This is a genomic window from Kribbella sp. NPDC051620, assembly GCF_044453825.1.
Classification (GTDB): domain Bacteria; phylum Actinomycetota; class Actinomycetes; order Propionibacteriales; family Kribbellaceae; genus Kribbella.
Map to the genome: position 1 here is coordinate 345,867 of NZ_JBITDB010000006.1, position 17,579 is coordinate 363,445.

Consider the following 17,579-nt stretch of genomic DNA (forward strand, 5'->3'; position numbering starts at 1 on the left):
CATCAGCCGGGCCGCCACCAGCCGAGCACGGTCACCTTCCGCCGCCCGGCATCGGGCGACGAGGGATCGGCGTCGACGAGCCCGATCTTGGCTTGCAGTGCCGGTCGCCCGCTCGGCACGCAGAGCAGCGCGCCCGGGCACAGATAGACGGACAGGTGCAGCCCGAAGGTGAACCCGGGTGAAACGTCCGGCAAATCGATCGCCACACCAGTGAGACTTCCCGTTATCGAAACCCGCAAAGCACGAATCACCACACCGGCTTCGACCAGCGGGTGATTTCCGCCGGTCGAGGTGAGGTCGAGCGCGGCCTCGGGGGCGTAGATCGTGCCGTTGACGGCAACGTTGCCGGAGATCAGCGCGCAGCCGGTCGTCGGATACGGGCCGTCGGTCACGCAGCCGTTTCCCTTGCGGAACGAGGGTTCCCGGTAGCTGAGCTCGATCTGGATTGCATCGATGTCTTCGGTGTCGTCCTTGGCGGTGAGGCCGGCGGTGAGCGCGATCGAGGCGTTGGTGAACGTGCCGCCGTAGATCGCGCGGGCCAGTTGGCCGGTTCGCGAGGCGTCGAGTGGAATCGTTGTCACTCCGTACGCCGATCCGCCTGGCCGGCCGGTCGCCGATGCGGTGATCGGGGTGCCCGGGCCGACGTCGACCGAGAGGTCGAGCTTGTCGGTCGTCAGCGGGTCGCTGTGCCGGTGGGTGATCTTCAAGTCGGCAGATTCGAGCACGGAGCCGATTGGGATCGCCCCGGCCGGGTTGTAGCCGCTCAAGGTGAGTCCGGCGCTCTCACTCACCACCGTGCTCTTCCAGGTAGCCGCAACTCCATCCGCCACACCTAGGCGCCCCGGTGTCGCCGACAACCCGAAGTTGCTGAGCAAGCTGACCGCAGTCGGCTTGAGGACATCGCTGCTGACAGCCTCCGACCCACTGGTGAGCCCGTAGACCGCGATAGGCGGCTCGCTGGCGGAGTAGGTGCCGCAGAGCTCGGCCTTCCCACCGTCAACAGCCAGTCGGCTATTCCCACCGAAGATGAACTGCACTCCGGCGGCTGCGCCGCCGGAGGAAGTGGGGGACGCGCAGGCGCCGGGGATTGAGGCTGGCACCGGCGGGGCGGGGAGGGCGGCTCCGGCCGGGTTCACAGGGGTGCCGGCTACGAGGGTTCCTGCTGCCATGGTCCAGGTGTTGGTGCCGGTTAGCAGCGGGTTGGTGGTGTTGTGGAAGTCGAAGTAGTAGGTGCCTGGTTTGAACCACCAGGTGCTGTGGTGGCAGGGGCTAGTGGTGGCCATCATCTGGGTTAGGGCGTTTGCGTCGTCGTAGTAGCCGGGGGTGAAGGTGACCAAGGAGTCGGGGGTGGTGCAGGGCGGTGGGGAGCGGTGGGCGGGGACAGCCACCACTGCGGGGTCGTAGGCAGGGGCCGACTGGGTGGTGCCGCCTAGGCCGCAGAGGGGGGCTAGGACGCCGGTGGAGCAGAGGCCTCGGGCTGAGAGGGTGCCGCTGGCTGACAGGGTGCCGGCGGTGACGTCGATGCTGGAGTTGGAGAAGACCTTGCCGTGGATGCGGAAGGTGGAGGCTGCCGGCTGAGCTACGGAGATCGCTGTCTCGCCGGGGATGGTGCTGAGGGCGAGGATGGCGTTGTCCGGGCGGTTGCAGTCGGAGGTGGTCTGGCACTGGACTACGGCCTGCTTGGGATCCGGTTGGCACTTCACTGCGACCGGATTGAGGCCGTCGAAGGCCAGTAGCGACAGGGTGTCCGAGAGACCGAAGCAGTGCTGGCCGGGGTTACCGTTGTAGGTGCTGTTCCGGAGGTTGTTGATCGCCGCCTGCATGGCGCCGTCTGCCGTGTACGACGAGGCTGCGTCCTTCCGCAGGCTCGCTGTCACCTTCTGCGCCGCGTCGGACCTCGTCAGGAGTGCAGACAACGCCAGAGCCACCACAGTGATCACTACGAGCACCATGAGCAGAGAGGACCCGCGCTCGTCGCGGCGCCTCATGACTGTCTCCGCAGGCCGCTCAGGACAACGACCTGGTCGCCGCTGGACGGTTTGGTCGCGGTGTACCGCAGTGTCACCGACAGAGGCGCGATTACCGCGGTACACGGTGTCGAGCAGCTCACGGACACGCTCCCGGGTTTGACGCTGCCGGACAGCCGGACATCTGACGACGGAGTGCTTGAACCGACACACCTCGCTCGATGCAGCTCGAGCAACCCGTCGACGGGCTTGAGGTAGTACGCGACCACGGCGGTACGGCGTACAGGTGGGACAACTGACAAATCCCAGCTATCCGAGAGCAGGCGAAGGGCCGAGACGGGTACCGGGCCGCAGGTCGTGCCGCCGGCGTCATCGGCCGCCTCCAGCTGGAGCGACGGCTTGAACGGCAGGGATCCCCCACCGATCGCCGCGCCGTAGTCCCGCACCCCGAACGCCGCAACGTCTCGCGCGAAGTAGACAGCGCCCAGTTGCTCGTCCTGCGACACGTCGAGCCGATCGGAGGTCGCGCTCATCTCCTTGAGCGCACTGATGACCAGGTCGGACAGGGCGAGTCCGACCACACCCATCAACGCGATCGTGATCAACAACTCGATCAAGGTGAAGCCCTGCTCATCATGCCTCAGGCGCACGGCGGATCATCCACCCCACAAGGCTTCCGGAGTACGACATCCAGGTACTCCGATGCCCGGCCGTCCGTACTGTCCACCCTGACCCGCAACTTCTGGACGCCACGGTCGGGGAGACAGAGCGGCAGCCACAGCGCGCCCGTCCAGTACAGGACGGAGCCGGGGACGATCCGGGCGGTGAAGCCGGTGGGCGGCACGAAGCCCGGTACTGCGTAGGTCCCGGCACAGGCAACATAGTGGCCGTCAGCAACATATTGCTGAAGCGCCTCGGCGTAGTTGCGCACCGTCGAAGCCGCCGTCGCCTCCTTGCGCTGGACGTCGGACAGCAACACCGTCGTCGTCAGCCCGGACATCACCGCCACGATCGCCACCCCCATCAGCGCGATCGCCACCACCAACTCGAGCAGACTCTCGCCCCGTTGTCCGCGCATCAGCCCTGCACCTGCCGGAAGACGCCGTACATCGCCGATACCAACGCGATCGCGACGAAGCCGACGATGACGCCCATCACAATGATGACCGCCGGCTCGAACAGCCCGATGAGCTTCTTCAGCTTGTGGTCGAGCTCGCCTTCGTAGTACTGCGCCGTCACCTCCAACTGCCGATCCAGCGTCCCCGTCTCCTCCCCTACCCGCAGCATCTGCGCAGCGGTACCAGGGAACAACCCCGTCGAAGCCAACGGCCGTGCCAACCCCTCCCCAGCAAGCATCGACGCCATCACCCCGGCCAGCGCCCGCCGAAACACCCGGTTCGGCAACGACCCGGTAGCGATCCGCAAAGCCTGCGGCAGCTGCACCCCCGCAGCCACCATCGACGAAAGGATCCGGCAGAACCGCTCCACCAAAGCGAAGCGAACCGTCGCCCCGATCACGGGCAACGCCAGGAACACCCGATCCCGCAGGTAACGGCCAGGCGGTGTGCTCAGCACATAAACCAAGGTCAGGATCACCAGCCCCGCGCCGATCATCAGCAACCACCAGTACTGGGTGAGGAAGTCCGTGATCCCCATCAGGATCCGCGTCGGCAGCGGCAACTCGGCGCCCAGGCTGTTGAAGAACTCCTTGAACCGGGGCAGCACGAACCCGGCCAGCACCACCATCGTCACCAGCGACATCCCGGCAACCACCGACGGATAGATCAACGCCTGTTTGATCCGCCGGCGCGCCTCCAGATCGCGCTCCAGATACCGCGCGAGCTGCGCCAGCACGGTGTCGAGCCGGCCACTCAGCTCGGCCGACCGCAGGATCCCGCGGTAGTACTCCGGAAAGATCCGCGGATGCCGGTCGAAACAGTCCGACAGCTTCTCCCCGTCGCGCAGCCCGTCCTCGACCTCGTACATCATCCGCCGCACGGTCAGGTTGTCCGACTCGCGCCCAAGGCTGTGCACCGACTCGGTCAACGGCATCCCGGCCGACACGAACGCGCCGAGCTGCCTGGTCAGGTGCATCACCTCCTCGCGTTTGACCCGCTTGGCGGTGAGCTCGATCTTCAGCAGCCCAGGCTTCTCGGTCAGCCGGATGTTGCGCAGTTCGCGCTCGTAGAGGGCCAGTTCGGCGTCCTCGCGGGTGTCGGCGCGCGTCGTACCGTGCTTGGTCCTGCCGCCGGGTTCGACCGCGACATACGAGTACCGCGTCATTGCATCCCCACCGTGTAGATCGAGCGGACCACTTCGGCGACGGTCGTGACGCCGGCCTGGACCAGCCGCGCGCCTTCCTCCTGCAGGGTCCGCATCCCTTCGTAGCTTGCGGTCTTGCGGATCTCGGCGAGCGGCGCACGTTCGACCACCAGCTCGCGGATTGCGTCGGTGACCGGCATCAACTCGTACACGCCGGTCCGTTCCAGGTAGCCGGTCCCGGCACATTGCTCGCAGCCGGCGCCACGGACCAGCCCACCCAACGGGACGGCCACGCCGGTACTTCGCAGAAACGCGACCTCCGGCGCGGGCGGTTCGTAGTACGAGCGGCAGTTGACGCAGATCCGCCGGATCAACCGCTGCGAGATCACCGCACTCACCGACGAGGCGACCAGGAACGTCTCGATTCCCATGTCCAGCAGGCGATGCAGCGCCGTCGCGGTGTCGGTCGCGTGCACCGACGACAGCACGAAATGCCCGGTGAGCGCGGACTGTACGGCGATCCGGGCCGTCTCGGCGTCGCGCATCTCGCCGACCAGGATCACGTCGGGGTCCTGCCGCAGGATCGACTTCAACCCGGTGGCGAAGGTGATCCCGGCGGCCTCATTGATCTGGATCTGGTTGATCGAGGCGTACGAGTACTCGACTGGATCCTCGATCGTCATGATGTTGCGCTCGGGGGTGTCGATCTCGCTCAGCGAGCCGTAGAGCGTGGTCGTCTTGCCGCTCCCGGTCGGCCCGGCGCAGATGACCATCCCGTACGGCGTACGCAGCAGCGTCGAGTACCGCTCGGCCAACTCCGGCGGCATCCCCAGTTGCTCCAACCGGAACAGCGGCCGGCTCTTGTCGAGCAAGCGCAGTACCACCTTCTCGCCGCCGACCACGGCCGTGGTGGAGACGCGGATGTCGACGTCGCGCTCCTCGATCCGCATCCGGATCTGGCCGTCCTGTGAGCGGCGGCGCTCGATGATGTTGAGGTCGGCGAGCACCTTGATCCGGCTGACCACGGCCGGCCCGATCGCGCCCGGCAGCTCGATCTTGTCCCGCAGCGCGCCGTCCACCCGGTACCTCACCCGCACCCGGTCGTCGTGCGGCTCGATGTGGATGTCGGAGGCCCTGTCGCGCAGGCCCTGCGTGATGATCAGCTGGACCACTTGGACGACCGGCGCGTCCTCGTTCTCGACAGCGACGTCATCCGGCGTCAGATGCCTTGCCTGGAACGCTTTCACCCGCTCGGCGACACCGGCGAGCGCGTTCTGCTCCGGATACTGGTTGTCTGCGGCCACCTGCGCCAGAGGCGCGGTTCCCCGTCCGCGATGCTTCATGGTGTGAGACCCACTCCTGTCCTCGGCCGGACTTCGAGCTCTTTGGGATACGCGCAGCGCGAGACGGCGTCGGCGTACGAGATGTCGCCGGCCTGGAGCAGTGCTGACAGCGACTGCTCGAGCGTGATCATGCCTTCGCGGCGGCCGGTGACGAGCGCGTTGCGCAGTTGGTGCGTCTTGCCTTCCTTGATCAGGTTGCGGATACCCGCGTTGGCGATCATCACCTCGAACGCGGCGACCATGCCGCCGCCCGTCCGCGGGATCAGGCGCTGGTACACGACCCCGCTCAGCGCGGCGCTCAGCTGGACCCGTACCTGCGACTGCTGCTCGGCTGGGAAGACGTCGATGATCCGGGCCAGCGATTGCGCGGTGTCGTTGGTGTGCAGGGTGGCGAAGACGAGGTGACCGGTCTCGGCGATCGTCAACGCGAACCGGATCGATTCCAGATCGCGCATCTCGCCAACCAGCAGGACATCCGGGTCCTCCCGCAGCGCGGCGCGCAGGGCATCCGGGAACGATGCCGTGTCACTGCCGACTTCGCGCTGGTTGACCGCCGAGCGGCGATGCTCGTGCACGTACTCGATCGGGTCCTCGATGGTGATGATGTGACAGGCCCGGTCGGTGTTGATCTGGTGGATCACCGAGGCGAGCGTCGTCGACTTGCCCGAACCGGTCGGGCCGGTGACCAGGACCAGCCCCTGGTGCAACTGGGCGAACTTGCCGACCGCCGACGGCAGGCCGAGCTCCGACATGGTCGGGATGCTGCGCGGGATGATCCGCAGCGCCAGGGCAGTGTCGCCGCGCTGGGTGAAGGCGTTCGCTCTGATCCGGGCGCTCTGCCGCCAGGAGAACGAGAAGTCGTGCTCGTACGTGGTCTGCCAGACGTTCGACCGGTGTGGGTTGAGCATCTCGGCGAGCAGGTTGTCGGTGTCGGTCCGGGTCAGCGGGGTGCGGTCGGCGACCGGACGCAGTACTCCGTGGACGCGCAACTGCGGCGCCATCCCCACCGTCAGCAGCAGGTCGGTGCCGCCGGCGTTCCAGAGTTCTTCGAGCAGCAGGTCCACCCGGCTGCCTGGCGCGGGAACTTTCATCGAATCCCTTTGCGGATCGGTACCGTCGGATCGATCGGGGGACCGCCTCACCGAGGTGGTCTACCGGTTGCGAGGACAACCGGTAGACCGATGGCGATCCGGTACGACGGTCCGGGTCGCCGGCTTTCTCGGGTGGCGGTACTGCGGTGCGCTCCCTCAACGGGTGGACCGGCTCTCCTCCGAGCCGGTCCACCCGCCGCCGCGCCGTGAGGTGCGCGGGGAGGGGCGGAATATCGATCAGGTACAGGCTCCGGTCGCGGTGACCAGGCCGTTGGCGCCGAGGGTGATCGTGTAGCCGGTACCGGCGGGCCGGTCGCGCAGCAGCTGGTCTACCCCCACGGTCAGCTGGAGCCAGCCGGCGTCACCAGCCGCCGGGTAGGTGCCGTTCTTGGCGTAGAACGCCTCCACGGCGACCAGCGTGGTCTTCTTGTCGGTCTTGCATGCGGCAGCGTTGCCACGATCCTGGATCCCGCTGACGGCGAACACCACGATGCCGGACAGCACACCGAGGATGACGATCACGATCAGCAGCTCGATCAGGGTGAAACCGGATTCGCTCTTCCGCTGCGTCAGCTCTCGGGCTCGGCGGCGGGCGGGTCGGTGGTTCGAGGCGCGGTGGACGGTTCGGGCGGCCGGCACGGCGGCCCGAAGGCGGTGTTCCATGGTGCTTCCTTTGCGAATGCTCCGGCAGGCGACGGAGGCAGGGTCTTCCAGGCGCGACAGCGCGCGACGGACCGACCGGCGTACCGACGGTCCGACCCCTGGACCCCGGCGCGCGAAGCCGACGCTGGCCCCCCAGATGCCGCTTTGCTGCCGCGTCAAACACTCGCCTCTGCAAGGCCCGCGTCACAGCGGGTGAACGCCCGACTCCCCTGGCCACTCACCCGACGCCCTGTCGGCCGTTCAGCCGACAGGCACCGGTCAGGCCGGCACTGAGAGGTTCTGCTCGATCAGGCCGAGTCGCAGCGCGGACATGATCGCCTGGGCACGATTGCAGGCGCCGAGCTTCTCGTAGAGCCGGGCCACGTAGGTCTTGGCTGTCGAGGGGCTGACATACATCGAGCGGGCGATGGCCGGCACGGACTTTCCGTCCGCCAGCAAGAACAGCACCTCCCGCTCGCGCGGGCTGAGCACGAGCCCGGTAGGCCGGGTCGCGCGGCGGCCCAGAGCGAGCGCGAGACCGGTGGCCGTGAAGGACGCCGCGGCCACCGACGCGTGCCGGATCGCGGCGAGCACCTCCGCGTTGGGCGCCGTCTTGCAGACGAACGCCGACACACCTGTCTCCAGGGCGCGGAAGAGCACGTCGTCCTCGGTGTTGGAGGTGAGCAACACGAGGCCGAGTTCGGGATAGCGATCCCTCAGCTCACGGGCGACGCGCAGCCCGTCGCCGTCCGGCAGCGCGACGTCGAGCACTACCACGTCGGGTTCTGTACTCGCGACCAGGGCGGCAGCCTCCGCGGCCGAACCGCACTCCCCCACCATCCGGATGTCCTCGGCCGAGCCCACCAGGGTCACCAGGCCGTACCGGGTTAGCGTGTGTCCGTCGATGACGGCAACGCCGATCGAATCTGTCATGCGGTCCCCCCGCTGATATAACGTTCCGTGACAAATTGGCGACAAGTGACGATAAAAATTACCTTCTGTAACCTTGATCGTTGAACGTACACCAATTGTTACGACGTTGGGAGAGGTGCTTTCAACCGCTTGACCCCTCGATCGTGTGACCCGTTGCCCAAGGAGGCGAACCGGCGATGATCCCCGCGCTCGCCTTGCTGCTGGGGGTCGCCGTGGGCTCCTTCCTGAACGTCGTGATCCACCGGGTTCCACGCCACGAGTCCGTCGTCCGGCCGGCCTCACGCTGTCCGCAATGCGGCAATCCGATCCGCTCCCGGCACAACCTTCCGGTCGTCGGCTGGCTGATCCTGCGCGGCCGCTGCGCGGACTGCGGTACGCCGATCAGCGTCCGGTACCCCCTCGTGGAACTCGCGACGGGCCTGCTGTTCGCCGCCCTCGCCTGGCGTCTCGACCGACTCGACCTGCTCCCGGCGCTCCCGGCGTACCTGTGGTTCGCGGGGGCGGGAATCGCGCTCGCGCTGATCGACCTGGAACTGCGAGTACTGCCGAACGCGATCGTGCTGCCGTCGTACCCGGTGATCGCGGTCCTGCTGACGGCCTCGGCAGCCTGGCAACACGAATGGTGGCCGCTGGCAAGGGCCGGCCTCGGAGCAGCCGCCCTGGCCGGCTTCTTCCTGCTCTTGGTGCTGATCGCGCCGGCGGCCACGGGCCGGGGCGACGTCAAACTGGCCGGCCTGCTGGGCGGAGTACTGGCCTACCTGTCCTGGTCCAGCTTGCTGATCGGCGGATTCACCGGCTTCGTGCTCGGTGTGGCAGCGATAGCCGTCGGACGCGCCGGACAGAAGACCGTCTTGCCGTTCGGCCCGTTCATGATCGCGGGCGCCCTGCTCGCGATCTTCTTCGTCTGAGCGTTTCGATTCACCCCGGTCGCGACCAGCTCAGGATCGTCACCTGTCGCGCTCCCGCGTGTGGAGTGGTGGGATCGCTGTCCACCAGGGCGACCTTGGAGCGCAGTACAGGCGAGCCTGCCGGGGTACAGGTCGGTGACTTCGGGCAGATGTAGACCGACAGGTACATGCTGAAGACGAACCCCGGCGAGTCGTCCGGAACCTCGATCACCACACCTGCGTACGAGAAGCTGCCGGTCTCTCTGACCCAAAGCGACCGCGAAATGACCCCGAACCGGAAGACCTGCTCGGCCGCGTTGTTGAGGGTGATGTCGAGCGCCGCCTTCGGCGCGTACGTGGTGCCCTGGACGTAGAACTGGTTGCCGGCGCTGTTGACCGCCGTCACCAGCGAGCAGTTGGGCGCGGCCTCACCGCCGCCTGTGTACGGCGTATTGGTGACACAACCACTGCTGCCGCGGAAGGCCGGTGGGACGAAGGTGAGCTCCAGCTGAAGTGAGTCGACCCGCTCGATCCCGGGATGCCCGACGGTCGCCGAGTAGCTGATCTTGGCACCCGAGAACGTGCCCTTGGTGACCAGGTTGGCGAACGTCCCGGTGCCGGACTGGAAGAGGTCGATCACATCGGTGTGCATGGCGGTGTCGCCGACGTCGGGCAGCGAGACATTGATCGTGGTCCCGCCGGTGGGTGAGACCTGGATCGAGCGTCTGTCGCCCAATACCCCGGCGGAGTTCCCGTGGACGGCGACCAACTTGGCCGACTTGAGCACCGACCCGGCCGGGATCGCAGTCGTGGGCGGGTACCCGCTGACTGTCAGCGCGCTGGTCTGGTTGCTGTTCGAGGGTTTCGTCCACGTCGCGAGCTGGCCGTCGGGCTTGACGACGTTGCCCGGGGTCGTGAAGAGGCCCGCCGTGTCGACGGCGGTCATACTCAAGGCGTTGGCGCCGGTCCAGGTCGTAGTGGTGTCGGCACCGGACTTGAGTCCGTAGATGGCGACCGGAGCCTTGTCCACCCGGTACGTCCCGCAGATCTCGGCCTGTCCGGTCTTGATCGCCAATCGGCTGTCCGCGCCGAAGATGAACTGGACGCCGACGGCGCTCGCGTTCTTGATCGGGTTGTCGCAGGATCCCGGGATCGAGGCCGGTACCGGCGGGCTGGCGATGATGGCGCCGGCCCCGTTGACCGGCGTACCTGCGACCAGATAGCCGTCGTCGATCGACCAGACGTTGCCGTCACTGCCCGGGGAAGCCAGCAGAGGGTTGGCGTTCACACCGGTGTTGCGGAAGTCGAAGTAGTAGACGCCCGGCTTGAACCACCAGGTGCTGTTCTTGCACGAGCTGTTGCCCTTCATCATGGCGTTCAGCCCGGCCACGTCATCGTAGGTGCCGGGCAAGAACGTCACCACCGAGTTCTGTGTCGTACAGGCCGGCAGGTCACGATGCACCGGCGGATCCGTTGCCGAAGGCGAGTAGTTGGGGTCGTCGCCGAGAACGTTCGGTGTACTGCCGTAGTTGCAGGATGGTGCCGGCGTGCTCTGGATCGTGCCGCTGCAGGTTGTCCGGGCCCAGGTCGAGGCGTTGGTGTTCAGGGTGCCGTTGACGACGTTGATGTTCGAGTTGGAGAACACGTTGCCGCGGACCCGGAAGGTCGATCCGGTGTTCTGGCGGATGTTCAGGCCGTCCTCGCCGCTGACCTTGCCGAGTGTCAGGATGGCGTTGCCCGGCCGGTTGCACTGCGACAGCGACGGGCACTGGATCAGGACCTTCTTCGGGTCCGCAGAGCAGATCACCGCTGCGGAGTCGGCAGGCGTCGGCGGGACCGTCTGCACCGCAGGAGGATAGAAGTTCTTCAGCTCCAGGGTGTTCGAGGCGCCGAAGCACTTCTGGCCGGCGGCGTCGTTGTAGGTGCTGTTGCGCAGGTTGTTGATCGACGCCTGCAGCGCGCCGTCCGCGTTGTACGTCGCGGCCGCCTGGTCACGCAGCCCGACCGTCGCCCGCAGACCGGTGTCCGATCTGGTCAGCAGCGCGGCCAGCCCGAGAGCGATCACGGTGACCAGGATCATCACCAGGACCAGCGCCGCGCCCTCTTCGGAGCGGGCGCGAGATCGGCCTTTCATGACTGCCTCCGCTGGCCGTCGAGGGTGATCGGATAGTCGCCGACCGATGGTTTCGTCGCCACCAGGCGAAGGGTGATCTTGTCCGGCACGTCCGCTGCCTCGCAGGCCGACGAGCAGGTCACCGTGATGCTGCTGGGCTTCACATTGTGGGCAACCACGACGTCGGCCGGCGTGTCGCTGCCCGGGCACTTCAGCCGATGCAATTCGATGCCACCGGCAACCGTCTTCAGGTAGTAGGCGACGACAACCGTCTTCGGAGTCGTCATCGAGTCCGCCGGATCCCAGGCATCGGACAACAGCCGCAGGGCCGCGACCGGCGTACCAGCAGTTCCGCAGGTGTAGCCACCTTGGTTGTAGGCGGCGTCGAGCTGGACTGATGGCTTGAAGGGCAGGGAGTTGCCGCTGACATGGTCGTAGTCGCGGATACCGACGGCGGCGACGTCACGGGCGAAGTACGACGAACTGAGCTGCGCGTCGTGCGACAGGGTCATCCGGTCCTGAGTCCTGCCGGTGTTCTTCAGGGCACTCACGACGGTGCCGGACAACGGCACCGTGATGATGCCGAGGATGACGATTGCCACCAGCAGTTCGACCAGGGTGAAGCCGTCTTCGGAGCGCGTCCGGTCTCTCAGCCACATAGGTCTTCCCCCAGTCCACAAGGCTTTCGCAGTACTACGACCAGCTGCTCGCTCGCCCGGCCGTCGGCGCTGGCCACCTTGACGGTCAGCTTCTGCAACCCCTTGTCGGTGCCGCAGGCCGACTGCCAAGCCGTACCGTCCCAGTACCGGATCGACCCCGCGACGACCGAGTGCTGGAAGCCGGCCGGATCCGCGAAGGACCCGAGAGCATACGGCGCGGGCGAGGCGCAGCTGTCGACATAGTGGCCGTCAGCAACATAATTCTGGAGCGCCTCGGCGTAGTCGCGGACAGTGGTGCCGGCGGTCGACTGCTTGCGGTGCACGTCAGACATCAGCACGCTGGTGGTCAGACCGGCCATCAGCGCCACCGCGGCGATGCCCATGATCGCAACTGCCAGCAGCATCTCGACCAGGGTCTCCCCCCGCTCGTCGGCCACGCGGTGCCGATCGGACATCAGCCCTGGACCTGACGGAAGATGCCGTACATCGCGGACACCAGAGCGACCGCGACGAAGCCGACGACCACTCCCATCACGATGATGACGGCCGGCTCGAACAGCCCGATCAGCTTCTTCAGCTTGTAGTCGAGCTCACCTTCGTAGTACTCCGCCGTGACCTCGAGCTGGGTGTCGAGCGTCCCGGTGTCCTCGCCGACTCGCATCATCTGGGCAGCCGTGGTCGGGAAGAGGCCGGTGGCGGCCAGCGGCCGGGCCAGTCCTTCACCCTCGAGCAGCGCCTCACCGGCTCCGCCGAGCGCGCGCCGGAAGACGAGGTTCGGCAACGAGCCGGTCGCGACCCGGAGCGCCTCGGGGAGCTGCACGCCGGCGCCCACCATCGACGAGAGGATCCGGCAGAACCGTTCGACCAGAGCGAACTGGATGGTTCCCCCGAGGACCGGAAGCTTCAGGAACAGCTTGTCCCGGGCATACCGGCCGCCATGGCTCCTGGTGATCGCGAACAGCAGCAGGGCCACCGATGCCGCCGCGATACCGACGGCCCACCACCAAGCGGTGATGAAGTCGGTGAACGCGAGCAGCATCCGGGTCGGCAGCGGCAGCTCGGCGTGCAGACTCGCGAAGAACTCCTTGAACCGTGGCAGCACGAACGCCGCCAGCACCACGACGGTGACCAGCGACATGAGCGACACGATGGCCGGGTAGATCATCGCCTGCTTGATCTTGCGGCGCGCCTCCAGATCGCGCTCCAGGTACTTCGCGAGCTGGGACAGTACCGAGTCCAGCTGCCCGCTGAGCTCCGCCGATCGCAGGATGCCCCGGTAGAACTCGGGGAAGATCTTGGGGTGCCGGTCGAAGCAGTCCGACAGCTTCTCACCCCCGCGGAGCCCCTCCTCGACCTCGGCCATCATCCGGCGGACGGAGTTGTTGTCGGCCTCCTGGCCAAGGCTGTGGACGGCGTCGATCAGCGGCAGGCCCGCCTTGATGAACGCGCCGAGCTGGCGGGACAGGTGCATGACCTCCTCGCGCTTGACCCGCCGGGCGGTGATCTCCAGCTGGAGCACCCCCGGTTTCTCGGTCACCCGGATGTCGCGCAGCTCCCGCTCGTACAGGGCGAGCTCGGCCTCTTCACGGGTGTCCGCCTTGGTGATCCCCTTGGCGGGCTGTCCGTCGGGCGCGACGGCGACGTACGCGAATCTGGTCATCTCAGCTCCCGACCACATAAATGGACCGCACGACCTCGGCGACCGTGGTGACTCCCGCGCCGATCAGCCGGACCGCTTCCTCCTGCAGGGTTCGCATTCCCTCGTACCGGGCGGCCTTGCGGATCTCGTCGTGCGACGCCCGGTCGACGATCAGCTCACGGATGGCGTCGGACACCGGCATCAGCTCGTAGACCCCGGTCCGCTCGAGGAAGCCGGTCCGCGCGCAGAAGTTGCAGCCGGCGCCGCGGACGAGTCCACCGGCCGGCACGCTGCCACCGAAGGTGTCCAGGAAGGCGAGTTCCTCGGCTGGTGGCTGGTAGGACTCACGGCAGTTGTGGCAGATCCGGCGTACCAGCCGCTGGGAGACCACCGCGCTGACCGAGGAAGCGATCAGGAAATTCTCGATTCCCATGTCCAGCAGGCGATGCAGCGCCGTCGCGGCGTCCGTCGCGTGCAACGAGGAGAGGACGAAGTGCCCGGTCAGCGCGGACTGTACGGCGATCCGGGCGGTCTCCACGTCGCGGACCTCGCCGACCAGGATCACGTCGGGGTCCTGCCGCAGGATCGACCGCAGCCCACCGGCGAAGGTGATGCCGGCCGACTCGTTGATCTGGATCTGGTTGATCGAGGAGAAGGTGTACTCGACCGGGTCCTCGATGGTCATGATGTTGCGCTCTGGGGTGTTGATCTCGCCCAGCGAGCCGTACAGCGTGGTGGTCTTGCCGCTGCCGGTCGGCCCCGCGCAGATCACCATCCCGTACGGCGACCTGAGCAGAGCGGAGTACCGCTGGGCCATCTCCGGCGGCATCCCGAGCTGCTCCAGCTTGAACAGTGGGCGGCTCTTGTCGAGCAGCCGGAGTACGACCTTCTCGCCACCGACCACGGCTGTCGTCGAGACCCGGATGTCGACCTCGCGGCCCTCGACATCCATGCTGATCTGACCGTCCTGCGGGCGGCGCCGCTCGACGATGTTGAGATCGGCCATGATCTTGATCCGGCTGACCACCGCTGGACCGATCGAGCCGGGCAGCTCCAGCTGGTCGTGCAGCGCACCGTCGACCCGGAACCGGATCCGGACCCGGTCGTCATGCGGTTCGATGTGGACGTCGGACGCCCGGTCCCGCAGCGCTTGCGTGATGATGAGCTGCACGACCTGGACGACCGGCGCTTCGTCGTTCGCGGAAGCCACCTCGACCCGGCTGGAGTCCTTGCGGAGGACATCGCGCGCCTCGAACATCTTGAGCCGGGAGTCGATCCCGGTCAGGGCCCGGAAGCTGTTCCCGATGGCGGTGAGGATGTCGGTCGGCGCGGCGATCCGCAGTACGACCCTGCGATCGAGTACGGCCCGCAGGTCGGCCTCTACCTCCGGATCGGCGACAGCGACGGTGATGCTGTTCTCGTCGACGGTCAGCGGAACCGCGGTGAGCGCACGAGCGGTCTGCTCGTCGATCAGTGCCGCAGCGGCAGGATCCGGGGTGACCGTGCGGAGGTCGACCTGAGCGAGGCCGTGCTGTTCGGCAATCTGCCGGGCCCGGTTGCGCTCGATCTGGAGGTCTTCCTGGGTCGCGGCCGGACGTACCTCGGGTCGCGCGGTGAGGGTGACGATGGCAGTGGCCTGGTCACGTTTGCGGTGCCTCATGCCGGCACTCCTGCCCGCAGCCTCGGCCGCGACTCGATGTCCTTGGGATAGAGGCTGCGCGCGGCGGCATCGTCGTACGAGACCGTCCCGGCCTGGACCAGGGCGGACAGGGACTGCTCCAGCGTCAGCATGCCCTCGCGCTGGCCGGTCACGAGGGAGTTGCGCAGCTGGTGCGTCTTGCCTTCCTTGATCAGGTTGCGGATCGCGGAGTTCGCGACCATCACCTCGTACGCCGCAATCAGGCCGCCGCCGACACGAGGGATCAAGCGCTGGTACACGACTCCGGTCAGCGCCGCCGCCAGCTGCACCCGTACCTGGGACTGCTGCTCTGGTGGGAAGACATCGATGATGCGGGCGAGCGACTGGGCGGTGTCGTTGGTGTGCAGGGTGGCGAAGACGAGGTGGCCGGTCTCGGCGATGGTGAGCGCGAAGCGGATCGATTCGAGGTCACGCATCTCGCCGACCAGCAGAACGTCGGGGTCCTCGCGAAGGGCTGACCTCAGTGCGTCAGGGAAGGAAGCGGTGTCGCTGCCGACCTCGCGCTGGTTGACCGCGGAGCGCTTGTGGTCGTGGACGTACTCGATCGGGTCCTCGATCGTGATGATGTGACAGGCGCGGTCGGTGTTGATCTGGTTGATCACGGCCGCGAGCGTGGTCGACTTGCCGGAGCCGGTCGGGCCGGTGACCAGGACGAGGCCTTGGTGCTGTTTGGCGAACTGGCCGAGGATCGGCGGGAGGCCCAGCTCGGCCATCGTCGGGATGTTGCGCGGGATCATCCGGAGGGCGATCGTACTGTCGCCGCGCTGGCTGAAGGCGTTGCCGCGGATCCGGGCATCGTCGCGCCAGGAGAAGGAGAAGTCGAGCTCGAAACTGTTGCACCAGGCATCGGCCTGGGCCGGCGTGAACAGCTCGGCGAGCAGGTTGTCGGTGTCGTCGTGGCTCAGCGCCGTGGTGCCGTTGACCGCGTGCAGTGTGCCGTGGACGCGGATCTGCGGAGGCATGCCCACGGTGAGCAGCAGGTCGGTGCCGCCGGCGTTCCACAGCTCCTCCAGCAGCACGTCGACGCGGCTGCCGCGAGCAAGAACCTTCATCACATTCCTCCGGTGAAGCGGTTGGAACACTGCCGGGGAAAGCCCTTGGGGGTCAGCCCTCCCCGGCAGTGGCTTGAGGTGCACCGATCAGGTGCAGGCACCGCTGGCAGTGACGACTCCATCGGCTCCGAGCGTGATCACATAGCCACCGTTGGCCATGGTCGCCGTCGGTGCGCTGCGCAGGAACTTGTCAGGAGCCGTGGTCAGCTGCAGATAGCCGGCGGCACCGGCATCGGGATAGGCGGTGTTCTTTGCGTAGTAGGCCTCGACCGCAACCTCGACGGTCGAGCGGTCCGACTTGCAGGCGGCGGCGTTGCCGCGGTCCTGGATGCCGGAGACGGCGAAGACGACGATTCCTGACAGGACGCCGAGGATGACGATGACGATCAGGAGTTCGATCAGGGTGAAGCCGGACTCGTTCTTGCGAGCTTGACGTAGTTGCTGAAGCATGATGATTCGCTTTCTTTTCAAAGGATTTTGAGTGTGATGGCGTGGGCTACGCGGGCGGCGGGTCGCGGCTGCACCTCCCGTCGCTCGCGAGGAGAGCCTTAGCCAGTTGGCGGATCGCCTGGCTGACTTCGTGATCTGGTTGGGCCGCGGCCAGTGGTTCGCCGCGGTTGATCGAAGCCGGTACGCCGTCCCAGCTCGGCAGGTGGCCAGCGATCGGGCTCCGGACCAGCTCGTCCAGGAGCGCCGCAGGCAGGTCTGACCTGGCGTCGGACCGGTTGACCACGATCGAGCGCGCTGTCCGGTCGTACGGCAGCAGGTCGAGCATGTCGAGCGTGACCCGGAGGTTCTTCAGCGCCGGCCGTTCGGGCGTCGTGACCAGGATCTGGTGGTCGGCGAGATCGAGCGCCGCGAGGACGTTCGCGCCGAAGCTGCTCGGTGTGTCCACCACCACGAAGTCGTAGACGAGCGGCAGGACGGCCAGCAACCGGCTCACCAGCGAGGCGGGGATCCGCTGGGCGTCACCCGGCCGGGTCGGCGCCAGCAGGCAGTCGAATCCGGGCAGGTAGGTCGTCATCAGCGAGGCGACCGTCTCCGGGGTCAGCTGATCGGCCACCGGGAGCGCGTCGACCATGCTGCGCTCAGGCCGCAGACCGAGCATGCCGGCGGCGTCGCCGAACTCGAGATCGAGGTCGAGCAGGCAGACGCGGTGGGCGCCACGGTCGTACAGGACCGTCGCCAAGTTCGTCGCCACAGTCGTCTTGCCACAACCACCCTTGGCCGCGAAGACCGTGATGATCCGCCCGTCCGCCATCTCACACCCCCCGTCGCTTGGACGGGATCGG

At 67.1% G+C, this 17,579-nt stretch carries 17 protein-coding genes; 1 reads left to right on the forward strand and 16 read right to left on the reverse strand.

Annotated features, from left to right (window positions below):
• Positions 1-2: 2 nt before the first annotated feature.
• The 8 genes from ACIA12_RS31250 to ACIA12_RS31285 all read right to left on the reverse strand — a co-directional run bounded on the left by ACIA12_RS31250 (position 3) and on the right by ACIA12_RS31285 (position 8,238).
• On the reverse strand, positions 3-1,952 hold the full coding sequence (locus tag ACIA12_RS31250) for a hypothetical protein (protein WP_396370776.1): 1,950 nt from the start codon (positions 1,950-1,952) through the stop codon (positions 3-5).
• Positions 1,953-1,984: 32 nt separating this feature from the next.
• Positions 1,985-2,617 (reverse strand): type II secretion system protein J, encoded by a 633-nt coding sequence (locus ACIA12_RS31255; RefSeq protein ID WP_396370777.1) that lies wholly within the window; start codon positions 2,615-2,617, stop codon positions 1,985-1,987.
• Positions 2,608-3,045, reverse strand: a complete 438-nt coding sequence (locus ACIA12_RS31260; RefSeq protein ID WP_396370778.1) for a type II secretion system protein — start codon at positions 3,043-3,045, stop codon at positions 2,608-2,610. Before ACIA12_RS31260 ends, ACIA12_RS31255 begins: the two co-directional genes overlap by 10 nt.
• On the reverse strand, positions 3,045-4,250 hold the full coding sequence (locus tag ACIA12_RS31265) for a type II secretion system F family protein (protein WP_396370779.1): 1,206 nt from the start codon (positions 4,248-4,250) through the stop codon (positions 3,045-3,047). Before ACIA12_RS31265 ends, ACIA12_RS31260 begins: the two co-directional genes overlap by 1 nt.
• Positions 4,247-5,572 carry a GspE/PulE family protein gene (locus ACIA12_RS31270; protein ID WP_396370780.1) on the reverse strand — a complete coding sequence of 442 codons (1,326 nt, stop codon included), beginning with the start codon at positions 5,570-5,572 and terminating at the stop codon, positions 4,247-4,249. The genes ACIA12_RS31265 and ACIA12_RS31270 overlap by 4 nt, the downstream gene beginning before the upstream one ends.
• Complete coding sequence (locus ACIA12_RS31275; RefSeq protein ID WP_396370781.1) at positions 5,569-6,663, reverse strand: type IV pilus twitching motility protein PilT; 1,095 nt, start codon at positions 6,661-6,663, stop codon at positions 5,569-5,571. The genes ACIA12_RS31270 and ACIA12_RS31275 overlap by 4 nt, the downstream gene beginning before the upstream one ends.
• A 237-nt stretch (positions 6,664-6,900) precedes the next feature.
• Positions 6,901-7,326: a type II secretion system protein gene (locus tag ACIA12_RS31280; RefSeq protein ID WP_396370783.1), complete on the reverse strand. Its 426-nt coding sequence runs from the start codon at positions 7,324-7,326 to the stop codon at positions 6,901-6,903.
• Between the two features lie 258 nt (positions 7,327-7,584).
• Positions 7,585-8,238 carry a response regulator gene (locus ACIA12_RS31285; protein WP_396370785.1) on the reverse strand — a complete coding sequence of 218 codons (654 nt, stop codon included), beginning with the start codon at positions 8,236-8,238 and terminating at the stop codon, positions 7,585-7,587.
• A 176-nt stretch (positions 8,239-8,414) separates the two neighbouring features.
• Between ACIA12_RS31285 and ACIA12_RS31290 the strand changes: the two genes are divergently transcribed.
• Positions 8,415-9,146, forward strand: coding sequence for a prepilin peptidase (locus tag ACIA12_RS31290; RefSeq protein WP_396370787.1), 732 nt, complete (start codon positions 8,415-8,417; stop codon positions 9,144-9,146).
• A 10-nt stretch (positions 9,147-9,156) separates the two neighbouring features.
• Here the strand turns inward: ACIA12_RS31290 and ACIA12_RS31295 are convergent, their stop codons facing one another.
• The 8 genes from ACIA12_RS31295 to ACIA12_RS31330 all read right to left on the reverse strand — a co-directional run bounded on the left by ACIA12_RS31295 (position 9,157) and on the right by ACIA12_RS31330 (position 17,548).
• A complete protein-coding gene (locus ACIA12_RS31295; protein WP_396370788.1) occupies positions 9,157-11,259 on the reverse strand; it encodes a hypothetical protein in 2,103 nt (700 codons plus the stop codon).
• Positions 11,256-11,897 carry a type II secretion system protein J gene (locus ACIA12_RS31300; RefSeq protein ID WP_396370789.1) on the reverse strand — a complete coding sequence of 214 codons (642 nt, stop codon included), beginning with the start codon at positions 11,895-11,897 and terminating at the stop codon, positions 11,256-11,258. The genes ACIA12_RS31295 and ACIA12_RS31300 overlap by 4 nt, the downstream gene beginning before the upstream one ends.
• Complete coding sequence (locus ACIA12_RS31305) at positions 11,888-12,352, reverse strand: prepilin-type N-terminal cleavage/methylation domain-containing protein (protein WP_396370790.1); 465 nt, start codon at positions 12,350-12,352, stop codon at positions 11,888-11,890. The genes ACIA12_RS31300 and ACIA12_RS31305 overlap by 10 nt, the downstream gene beginning before the upstream one ends.
• Positions 12,352-13,557 (reverse strand): type II secretion system F family protein, encoded by a 1,206-nt coding sequence (locus tag ACIA12_RS31310; RefSeq protein ID WP_396370791.1) that lies wholly within the window; start codon positions 13,555-13,557, stop codon positions 12,352-12,354. Before ACIA12_RS31310 ends, ACIA12_RS31305 begins: the two co-directional genes overlap by 1 nt.
• 1 nt (position 13,558) lies before the next feature.
• Entirely contained in the window at positions 13,559-15,196 is a 1,638-nt protein-coding gene (locus ACIA12_RS31315) for a GspE/PulE family protein (RefSeq protein WP_396370792.1), read from the reverse strand.
• A complete protein-coding gene (locus ACIA12_RS31320; protein WP_396370793.1) occupies positions 15,193-16,287 on the reverse strand; it encodes a type IV pilus twitching motility protein PilT in 1,095 nt (364 codons plus the stop codon). The genes ACIA12_RS31315 and ACIA12_RS31320 overlap by 4 nt, the downstream gene beginning before the upstream one ends.
• An 87-nt stretch (positions 16,288-16,374) precedes the next feature.
• Positions 16,375-16,758, reverse strand: a complete 384-nt coding sequence (locus ACIA12_RS31325; protein WP_396370794.1) for a type II secretion system protein — start codon at positions 16,756-16,758, stop codon at positions 16,375-16,377.
• A 25-nt stretch (positions 16,759-16,783) separates the two neighbouring features.
• On the reverse strand, positions 16,784-17,548 hold the full coding sequence (locus ACIA12_RS31330; protein ID WP_396370795.1) for a CpaE family protein: 765 nt from the start codon (positions 17,546-17,548) through the stop codon (positions 16,784-16,786).
• Positions 17,549-17,579: the final 31 nt, after the last annotated feature.

Excerpts from the sequence above, each read along its gene's own strand:
- ACIA12_RS31250 (WP_396370776.1), bottom strand. The coding sequence starts at position 1,952 with ATGGTGCTCGTAGTGATCACTGTGGTGGCTCTGGCGTTGTCTGCACTC.
- ACIA12_RS31260 (WP_396370778.1), bottom strand. The coding sequence starts at position 3,045 with ATGCGCGGACAACGGGGCGAGAGTCTGCTCGAGTTGGTGGTGGCGATC.
- ACIA12_RS31265 (WP_396370779.1), bottom strand. The coding sequence starts at position 4,250 with ATGACGCGGTACTCGTATGTCGCGGTCGAACCCGGCGGCAGGACCAAG.
- ACIA12_RS31270 (WP_396370780.1), bottom strand. The coding sequence starts at position 5,572 with ATGAAGCATCGCGGACGGGGAACCGCGCCTCTGGCGCAGGTGGCCGCA.
- ACIA12_RS31275 (WP_396370781.1), bottom strand. The coding sequence starts at position 6,663 with ATGAAAGTTCCCGCGCCAGGCAGCCGGGTGGACCTGCTGCTCGAAGAA.
- ACIA12_RS31280 (WP_396370783.1), bottom strand. The coding sequence starts at position 7,326 with ATGGAACACCGCCTTCGGGCCGCCGTGCCGGCCGCCCGAACCGTCCAC.
- ACIA12_RS31285 (WP_396370785.1), bottom strand. The coding sequence starts at position 8,238 with ATGACAGATTCGATCGGCGTTGCCGTCATCGACGGACACACGCTAACC.
- ACIA12_RS31290 (WP_396370787.1), top strand. The coding sequence starts at position 8,415 with ATGATCCCCGCGCTCGCCTTGCTGCTGGGGGTCGCCGTGGGCTCCTTC.
- ACIA12_RS31295 (WP_396370788.1), bottom strand. The coding sequence starts at position 11,259 with ATGAAAGGCCGATCTCGCGCCCGCTCCGAAGAGGGCGCGGCGCTGGTC.
- ACIA12_RS31300 (WP_396370789.1), bottom strand. The coding sequence starts at position 11,897 with ATGTGGCTGAGAGACCGGACGCGCTCCGAAGACGGCTTCACCCTGGTC.
- ACIA12_RS31305 (WP_396370790.1), bottom strand. The coding sequence starts at position 12,352 with ATGTCCGATCGGCACCGCGTGGCCGACGAGCGGGGGGAGACCCTGGTC.
- ACIA12_RS31310 (WP_396370791.1), bottom strand. The coding sequence starts at position 13,557 with ATGACCAGATTCGCGTACGTCGCCGTCGCGCCCGACGGACAGCCCGCC.
- ACIA12_RS31315 (WP_396370792.1), bottom strand. The coding sequence starts at position 15,196 with ATGAGGCACCGCAAACGTGACCAGGCCACTGCCATCGTCACCCTCACC.
- ACIA12_RS31320 (WP_396370793.1), bottom strand. The coding sequence starts at position 16,287 with ATGAAGGTTCTTGCTCGCGGCAGCCGCGTCGACGTGCTGCTGGAGGAG.
- ACIA12_RS31330 (WP_396370795.1), bottom strand. The coding sequence starts at position 17,548 with ATGGCGGACGGGCGGATCATCACGGTCTTCGCGGCCAAGGGTGGTTGT.